This window comes from Bartonella doshiae NCTC 12862 = ATCC 700133 (assembly GCF_000278155.1).
GTDB classification, from domain to species: domain Bacteria; phylum Pseudomonadota; class Alphaproteobacteria; order Rhizobiales; family Rhizobiaceae; genus Bartonella; species Bartonella doshiae.
In genome coordinates, this window is the sequence record NZ_JH725098.1 from 25,088 (window position 1) to 33,939 (window position 8,852).

The following is an 8,852-nucleotide window of genomic DNA, read 5'->3' on the forward strand; positions in this document are numbered from 1 at the left end:
GAGATGGGAGTTTACGTTTTTTGCAATTGATGATGTGAGAAGAAAACGGCTGTTGTTGCTAACCATCATAAAATTCCTTTTTTTGCACAATACTATTCAATACAAAACCTAAAATGCCTGTGATCATTGTAGCTATACCGATTATGAAGAGAGTGTTTTGGGTATGATGCACTTGAACAAAGCCTGCTCCTAGAAAGCCAATACATATGGATGTTTGTATGATAAAGATATAAGCAGGAATTTGGCTGTTTCTATGTTCTTTGGGGATGGCTTTTATCATAAAACTTGCCATGAGAACGTTTTGTACGCCATTGGCTATCCCAAGGATAAAAAGCGAAAGCATCATCAACCACACGATGTGTGTTAAGGAAAAGCAGAAAATTCCAAAGCCAATGACTGTCGCAGCGAGTGACGCACCAGCGGCATTGCCAAAGTGATGGAAAAGGCTGGAGAAGCAGAGTGGACCAACGACTAAGCCAAGGCTTACCATGCTTGTAACCATTCCATAAACCTCAGCACTTAAGTTTAGATCGGTGCGGATGCGGACAATCGATAATACGTTGAGAGCAGAGGTGAGGATGATGGTGATGAAGAGTGGAGAAATTGCACAGAGAACATTTTTTTTACGCAATAGGCCCACTAAATCTAGCCCTTTTGGGGTTTTTTGTGATGTTTTGATTTCTTCGGAATAGTTTTTAAATATTTTAAAACAGAATGGGGCGATAAGAGCGGCACAGAGAACTATTATTGAAAATACGAATAATCCTTGTTGCCCGTTTGATAGACCATATAACATGTTTCCTAGAAGTGGACCAATAATATAACCAAGATTACGCACCGTTTGGATAATGCGGTTTATGTGGTCTAATTGGTGATCATTTTTTGCGAGTTCTGGTACAAAAACGAGAATTGCAGACCAAAAGATTGATCCAGTACAACCCAGTGCAAAAGAAAGTATAATATAAGCCCAAAAGTGCTTGACGATTGCGGCTATGGCTATGAATATTGCTTCAAGTAATAAAATGACAGAAACTATTCGAGCTGTGCTAAGCCGATGCAAGAGTCGTGGTGCAATTGGTCCTGCGCAAATTGCACCCATAATCCCTGCAAAAAGGAGCTTTGAAATAGAGGCTGTGCTTTCTGTTAAGTGTAAAGCAAATGTAACTTGAGCTGTTTCATCAGCAAAGCTGCTAAGGGCTAAAACAAGAAAAACGCCAATTTGCGCGAGAATAATAGATTTCTGCTTTACCAATTAGAATGTCTCCCCACTGACATGCTCAATTTTTCTGGAAGATAGAAGATTTACCGTTAAGGTGTGTTCTTTTCCCAGAAGATAAAGTAAGACAATAATAAATTATTACTCTCATTAAAACAAGTACTCTGTCCATTTGCTGCGAGGAGCAGTTTTTTGTTGTGGGGATACAAGTTCATTTGTAGTTATCCTCGGCAAAGTGTTGCATGCGTTCTTGCTTGCAGATATTGCAATATGAGGGCGATACATAGTATCCGTGTATCGTGCTCACTTTGACTTCTGTGTGAAGAAGTAAAACAATAAGAGTGAAGCAAAAAAATGAAATTGACCCTTATCGTTGTGTCACGATAAATGGCTGTTCAAGAGTAGAAAAACTTTCTTTTTTACGCAAACATGTTATTGATCATTTTGATCGGTGAATGTCTTTTTGATTGTATCAGAATGTTGAAAGAGAGATTGCGTGAGAGGATCAGATGTTTTATTCCACTTTTTTAAAAAATCGTGCACTGTATGGCCCCCTTTGTGTTGGTTTTGATCCTAGTCATCATGTTTTGCAATCATGGAATTTAAGTCCTGATTATAAAGGCTTAAAAACGTTTTGTGATATCCTTTTAACAGCAGTTGTAGGCAATGTGGGTATTATAAAGCCGCAAGCAGCATTTTTTGAGTTATATGGTGTAGAAGGTCTTCAGGTTCTCAAAGAGCTCATTGAAACAGCACATGAACAAGGGTTGTTCGTTATTGCTGATGTCAAACGCGGAGATATTGGCTCTACCGCTGAAGCGTATGGTAAGGCTTGGCTTGGTCCCAATAGCCCATTCAAAGCGGATGCCATGACGGTGAATGCTTTTCTTGGTTTTGATGCTCTTATTCCTTTGATAAAGATTGCAGAAGAAACAGGAACAGGCGTTTTTGTTGTTGTTCAATCCTCTAATCCAGAGGGCAAACAAATGCGAAATGCACGCATTGGTGATCAAACCGTTTCTGTTCATTTGGCCCAGCGTATTTGTGCATATAACCACCAGTTTTTAGGGACGCGTCATCCTGTTGGTCCCATCGGAGCGGTGATTGGAGCGACATTGGGCAGTGAAGCGAAAGAGACAGTTGAAGAGTTAAAAAACAGCCTGTTTTTGGTTCCTGGTATCGGTGCTCAAGGTGGAACTCTTCCACAGCTCGTACATCAGTTTCCTCAACATGCTTTGCAAAATGTTATCCCCTCAGTTTCAAGGTCAATTACAGATGTTGGTCATAATCTTGCTGATTTAAAGAAAGTGATCCGTAATTTTGCAGAACAATCGCAAAGCATTCTCCTATCTTGAAGCCTTTTTTTGTGATTAAGCATGTTTCTTAAAGAGGCAAAGATGACTTTGGCTTATCCAAATGAACAATCACTAAAATTATAAAATAGTTGTGATAAAAATACAGATGCTTTTTCATGGGATTTTTCATAAAGCTTTTTTCTTGGTGAACAGTAAGAAAACGGATAGCGCATACTGCCTGATTTTTTCACGAAGGAAGATGTTTTGATATAAGTAGATTAGTTTTATAAAGGAAAAGCTCTGTTTGCTTTATAAGCGCTTTATAAAGTCATTGCAGCGCGCTTTTCTATAAGATAGACACAGGACTCTGAGAATAAATCTGTCAACACACATTGCTGCTAGAGAAAAACCATGTCATCAAAACAAGAAAAAACCAAAGCCCGTTTACCACGTGGTTTTGTTGATCGCACAAGTGCACAGTTATATGGAACTGAAACAATGATTGCGCAGATTCGTGAAGTTTATGCACTTTACGGTTTTGAAGCACTTGAAACGCCGATTTTTGAATATACGGATGTGTTGGGCAAATTCTTACCTGATTCAGATCGCCCCAATGCTGGGGTTTTTTCTCTCCAAGATGATGACGAGCAATGGATGTCTTTGCGCTATGATCTTACAGCACCTCTTGCACGTTATTTTGCTGAAAATTTTGAAATTTTGCCAAAACCTTATCGCAGTTATCGTCTTGGTTTTGTTTTTCGGAATGAAAAACCAGGACCGGGACGTTTTCGGCAATTTATGCAGTTTGATGCTGATATTGTTGGGGCTCCTACAGTGGCTGCCGATGCGGAAATCTGTATGATGGCAGCTGATAGTTTGGAGAAATTAGGGTTTCAGCATCATGATTATGTCATTCGGTTTAATCATAAAAAAATTCTGGAAAGCGTTTTAGAACTGATTGGCTTGGGAGAAAATGAACAGGCTGAACAGCGCTTAATCGTTTTGAGAGCCATGGATAAGCTGGATAAATTTGGTCTTGAAGGTGTCCGTTTGCTTTTAGGGAAGGGGCGGTTGGATGAAAGCGGTGATTTTACAAAAGGCGCAGGGCTCAAAGAGCAAGAGATTGAGAGTATTCTGGCCTTACTTATGGTAGAAGCTGAAACGGCAGAAAAAACGCTTGATGCTCTTCGAAATGTCGTTGGTCATCATGAAAAAGGGCTTGAGGGAATTCGTGAGCTTGAAGAAATGCAAGCGATCTTCGCTGCCAATGGATATCAAAACCGCATCAAGATTGATCCTTCCGTCGTTCGCGGATTAGAATATTATACCGGACCTGTTTTTGAAGCAACATTGCTCTTTGATGTTCCCAATGATGATGGACAAAAAGTTGTTTTTGGATCTGTTGGGGGAGGTGGGCGCTATGATGGGTTGATTGCACGCTTTCGTGGTGAGAATGTTCCAGCAACGGGTTTTTCAATCGGTGTCTCACGCTTGATGACTGCTTTGCAAAATCTTGGAAAATTACCTGTAAAGGAAACAGCAGGACCGGTTGTGGTGCTGATGATGGATAAAGAGCAAGAGGCTGTTGCACGCTATCAAAAAATGGTAATGCAATTGCGCAATGCCGGAATTTGTGCAGAGCTCTATTTGGGAGCTTCGGGGATGAAAGCGCAGATGAAATATGCCGATCGACGTCAGGCTCCTTGTGTGGTGATTCAGGGTTCACAAGAACACCAAGAGGGGAAAATACAGATCAAAGATTTGGTTGAGGGTGCGCGGTTATCTCACGAAATTAAAGATAATCAAACTTGGCGTGAAAGTCGACCAGCGCAAATAACCGTTGATGAAGAACACCTGGTTAAAACAGTGCAAGATATTTTGGCACGCCAAGGATGGTAAAATTTCACAATTTTCACTATAAGCGCATTCCTCGCATTTTAATATGCGCGGCATGTCTTTTCAGCGAACATTTTATAGCACATAAAATTGACCAAAAACAAACGGCACAAATTCCTTGGTAAAAAAATGTGTGCCGTAAAGTTTGAGCTGTTTCAAAAAGCGATTGAGGCGATGGAGTTTAGACTTTGCTTTGAAGTACTTTTAGAATATTTTGCGGTGAGGAGACTTCATAAGGATCTGTCGTGCAATTGTCTGAAAAGCCTTGTTCTTCAAACCATTCTTCAATGACACCATTGTTAATAACAGCAGCGTAACGCCATGAGCGCATGCCAAAACCGATATTGTCTTTTGCAACCAACATTCCCATTTTGCGGGTGAATTCACCGGAGCCATCAGGAATCAATTTTACATTTTCAATTCCTTGTGTTTTTCCCCAAGCATTCATAACAAAAGCATCATTAACGGAAAGGCAATAAATTTCATCGATACCAACTTTTTTAAATTCATCATAGAGTTTTTCAAAATCGGGAAGTTGGAAAGTTGAGCAGGTAGGTGTGAAAGCTCCTGGAAGAGAAAAAAGTATAACCCGTTTTCCTTTAAAGTATGTATCACTGCTGACCTCTTGCCATCGATAAGGATTATTTCCATCGACTGTTTCATCACGGACACGTGTATGAAAGGTTACATTAGGAATTTTTTTTCTCATCATCGCTATGCTCCTGCATTTTTATGGAAATTATATTTTTAAAATAGTTCTTGTATTTAGGAACACATTGAAAATGTGCATCTTAAACAGTTTTCTATTGTGACGAGTTTGCAAGCATTTCTTTCCTCCGTCAAGTAGAATTAATGGTCGACTTTGGAAAATATTCCCTTAAAGTTGAATAAAATCATATAAAGGCGTTGCTATGAAGGTAACGACAGCTTTTGATGATCAAAAACCTGGAACATCAGGTTTGCGCAAAAAAGTGTCTGTTTTTTCAACAACCCCATTATGTTGAAAATTTTATCCAGTCTCTTTTTGATAACATTGGGCCTCTTGAAGGAAAATTGTTCATTCTTGGGGGGTGATGGCCGCTATTTTAATCTTAGGCTCCTTCAGACTGTATTGAAAATGGCGGCAGCCCACGGGGTTGCTTGTGGTAAAGTGGGGAGTGTGTTAAAGTGGGGAGAGAGGGTATCCTTTCTACGCCTGCTGTCTCGCATCTCATTCGCAAATATCATGCGCATGGTGGTATATCATTCTTTCAGCGAGTTATAATCCTGGTGGTCCAAATGGTGATTGCGGTATCAAGTATAATATTTCCAATGGTGGTCCTGCTCCCGATTCTCTTTGTGAAGCTATTTTTGCAACAGCACAACATCTCTCTTCTTACAAAATTCTTGAGGTTTCAGATATTGATTTAAGTCAGCAAGGGAAAAGTTTTATAGGTTCTATGCAAGTCGATATCCTTGATCCTGTTGCAGATTATGTTGCTTTGATGCAGGATTTTTGATTTCGATTGTATTGCTCAGGCTGTTACCAAAGGGCTTACCTTGCGCTTTGATGCCATGCATGCAGTAACTAGACCTTATGCGCATGAAATTTTTGAAAAATGTTTAGGATTTTCTCCAGCAACGGTGATGAATGGCATTCCTTTACTGGATTTTGGAGGAGGGCATCCAGATCCTAACTTGGTTTATGCCAAGGGGCTTTATGATTTATTGATGTCTGATCACGCACCAGATCTTGGTGCTGCGTCTGATGGTGATAGGGACCGCAATCTCATTATCGGTCGTAAACACTATATCGCTCCTTCTGATTCCTTGGCTATTATGGCAGCGAATGCACTGCTGGATAAAGGCTATCGGGAGAGGGTGTTTTAGGAATTTCCCGCTCCTATTTCTTATCCCCTGAACCCTTATTTTCTCCTCAAGGCGGCACTCTCCTTCCCTTCTTTTCCCGTGAGGAGGTAGTCCACAGCACACCTTTTTTACGTAAGCCCCCATTTACAGATGCAACAAACACAAGCAGATGCTTGAACCTTATTCAGGCAAAACACGCAACTTTATACACATTTCTTCAGGTTATACATCTTTTCAGGAAAAGGGACATTGTGCTGCTGTGCATGTTCTTCAATTGATAAGGGAATTACCCGTTAACCGACAGGTTTGTTGTTATCTTTACAAGCTATCTACGCACACACTCCCTAAAAGAATTCCCTCCACACTTGACCAAGCCAAAATAATCAGGTGCTTTACTTCCAATGTATACAGAACATTGAGAAAAGGAGAAACCACAACCAAAGCCTTATCACGCACCAAGGCACCTTTTAACTCAGTTATAAAACCCGCTTGAGATTAAACGATAACTTTTTTCACGATCACTCCTGATTTCTTCCCAACAGGTGTCTCCTTTCTCTTTCTTCAAAAGTTTTCTAGATCCTTATCATTGTCTGACAATCGTGTTTCTTAAGAATTAATTATACTTCAATAAAAATATGAATAGAGTTAAATATAAATACTTAAATGTATTTAATATAATTATTGTGTTTTAAGTATTAATTTTTCTTTAAATTTGACATATAACAAAGAATACAATAGAACTATTAAAATATTTATTTAAGAATTATCCATTGTTTATTCTTCTTAGTTTCTTATCAGCGGGGGAAAGGCATTTGGGGCTTGTAAGCTAAGGAAACATCAATGTTTAAAAAATCTCTCTTATCCTGCACAGCAATTGCAGCAATTGCACTGTTTGGTACGCATTCCAACGCACAGGATAAAAATTTTGTTGCGGAAGGGGAAGTTAGAAACCCTCCAAAAGGCGCAACCTATGAAACTCTTGAAGCATTAAAGGGTGGCAAAATTTCTGGTACAGATTTAACGCTGGTTAATGATAAGTTAGACAAAGCTGTAGTATATGCCAAAGATTCTGGCAGTGTAATTGAACTGTATGGAAATACAACCATTCAGCAACAGAAGAGTCCTGCTCCTAATGTTGGTTGTAGGACTCCAGCAGAGAATGACACTTCTTGTTCTGCAGTTCTTTTAGAAAATGGAGCACATTTCAAGATGATCGGGGGGAGCATTACATCTCAAGAGGTGGGTATCACTCTTTTAGGCTCTTCCGATATTACAACAGCCGAGCTTAAAAATGTGGACATAACCACGGATGCTACTGGAATACAATTCTACAATCCCAAGAGTGAATTAACTCTAGAAAATGTGAGGATTAAGAGCAGTGGGGTGGGGATAGAGTCACCGGGAATTGAAACTCAAATCACAATGTCTGGTGGCTTTATTCACGCAAAGGGGAGAGGGGTATCGATTGATAACGGTTCTACTGCTTTTCTAAATGATGTTGAAATTATTGCAAAGGGTCGCGCACTTTCTGCTATGCATTATTCTCCTCAAAACGCTGACAAACCTTCCAAAATCGTGATGACGGGAGGATCCATTAAGGCAGAACACACTGCTTTTTATGTGGGCGGCGATGCACAAATTGACGCGACAGATGTTACTGCAACGGCAAAAAACTTTGGCATACAGATTGAAGATAGTCACATCAATTTAACCAATACTAAGCTGTCTGTTGAAAATGGTATAGGAATTGACGTCAATTGGTCTAATAAGAATAGTTTCAATATAGTGAATCTCAAAAACACAGAAATTCACGCTGATGTTTTATTAAGTATCAGTGACCCTAGCATCGTAACTACAGCTACATTAATTACAGATCACTCTTCTATAGAAGGAAGAGTAAAAAGTTCAGATGAGGGCAAAATTGTCTTTGATTTGAAGAATGGCACAACATGGACCATAAAAAACAGTGCATACGAAAAAGACAAAGATGGTCATCTGGTTCATATCACGCAAAGATCACGTTCTAATGTTTCTGCGCTGAATCTTGACAACAGTACTATTGCTTTTGAAACCCCAACAGAAGAGCATTATCATACATTGCACATAGGCACTGGAAAAGCTGAGACAAAAACAGTTTACAATGCCTCTGGGGATGCAAGGATTGGCTTCAACATGGCATGGGGTGATGAAACGGAAATAATAATTAATCAGAAATCCGATCGGCTTCTGATCCATGGGGATGTGGCAGGCACCACAACAGTTTATATACAAAGCGATTTGGGAGAGAGAGACAGTGTTGTAAATGCTGCTTCTCCTTCCAATACAAGCGGCGTTTCGCTTATTCAAGTTTCTGGAAAAGCGACGGAAGACTCTTTCAAATTAGACAAGGGTAGGATCCATTAAGACAGAAAACACTGCTTTTTATTTGTTCAACGGTGCACAAATTGACGCCACAGATGTTACTGCAACGGCAAAAAAAATTGGCATACAGATTGAAGATGCTCAAGTCAATTTAACCAATACTAAGCTGTCTGTTGAAAATGGTATAGGAATTGAAACCAATGGGTATGGTTCCAATACAGTAAATCTCAAAAATA

Annotated in this window: 5 protein-coding genes and 1 pseudogene; 4 read left to right on the forward strand and 2 right to left on the reverse strand. The window is 39.7% G+C overall.

What is annotated here, in order from left to right; genetic code table 11:
- Positions 1-58: 58 nt before the first annotated feature.
- Positions 59-1,252 (reverse strand): MFS transporter, encoded by a 1,194-nt coding sequence (locus tag MCS_RS07595; RefSeq protein WP_004857242.1) that lies wholly within the window; start codon positions 1,250-1,252, stop codon positions 59-61.
- Between the two features lie 473 nt (positions 1,253-1,725).
- Between MCS_RS07595 and pyrF the strand changes: the two genes are divergently transcribed.
- Both pyrF and hisS read left to right on the forward strand, forming a co-directional pair.
- Positions 1,726-2,571, forward strand: coding sequence for an orotidine-5'-phosphate decarboxylase (gene pyrF, locus MCS_RS07600; protein WP_004857245.1), 846 nt, complete (start codon positions 1,726-1,728; stop codon positions 2,569-2,571).
- A gap of 351 nt (positions 2,572-2,922) precedes the next feature.
- The gene (gene hisS / locus MCS_RS07605) at positions 2,923-4,410 is read left to right on the forward strand and encodes a histidine--tRNA ligase (RefSeq protein WP_004857250.1); all 1,488 of its coding nucleotides are present in this window, start codon (positions 2,923-2,925) and stop codon (positions 4,408-4,410) included.
- A 178-nt stretch (positions 4,411-4,588) separates the two neighbouring features.
- Here the strand turns inward: hisS and MCS_RS07610 are convergent, their stop codons facing one another.
- Entirely contained in the window at positions 4,589-5,119 is a 531-nt protein-coding gene (locus MCS_RS07610) for a peroxiredoxin (RefSeq protein WP_004857254.1), read from the reverse strand.
- A gap of 199 nt (positions 5,120-5,318) precedes the next feature.
- Here MCS_RS07610 and MCS_RS07615 point away from each other — a divergent pair.
- A pseudogene (locus MCS_RS07615) lies at positions 5,319-6,290 on the forward strand (alpha-D-glucose phosphate-specific phosphoglucomutase); the annotation flags it as partial.
- An 805-nt stretch (positions 6,291-7,095) separates the two neighbouring features.
- Positions 7,096-8,658: a hypothetical protein gene (locus MCS_RS07620; protein ID WP_004857264.1), complete on the forward strand. Its 1,563-nt coding sequence runs from the start codon at positions 7,096-7,098 to the stop codon at positions 8,656-8,658.
- The last annotated feature ends 194 nt before the right edge of the window (positions 8,659-8,852 follow it).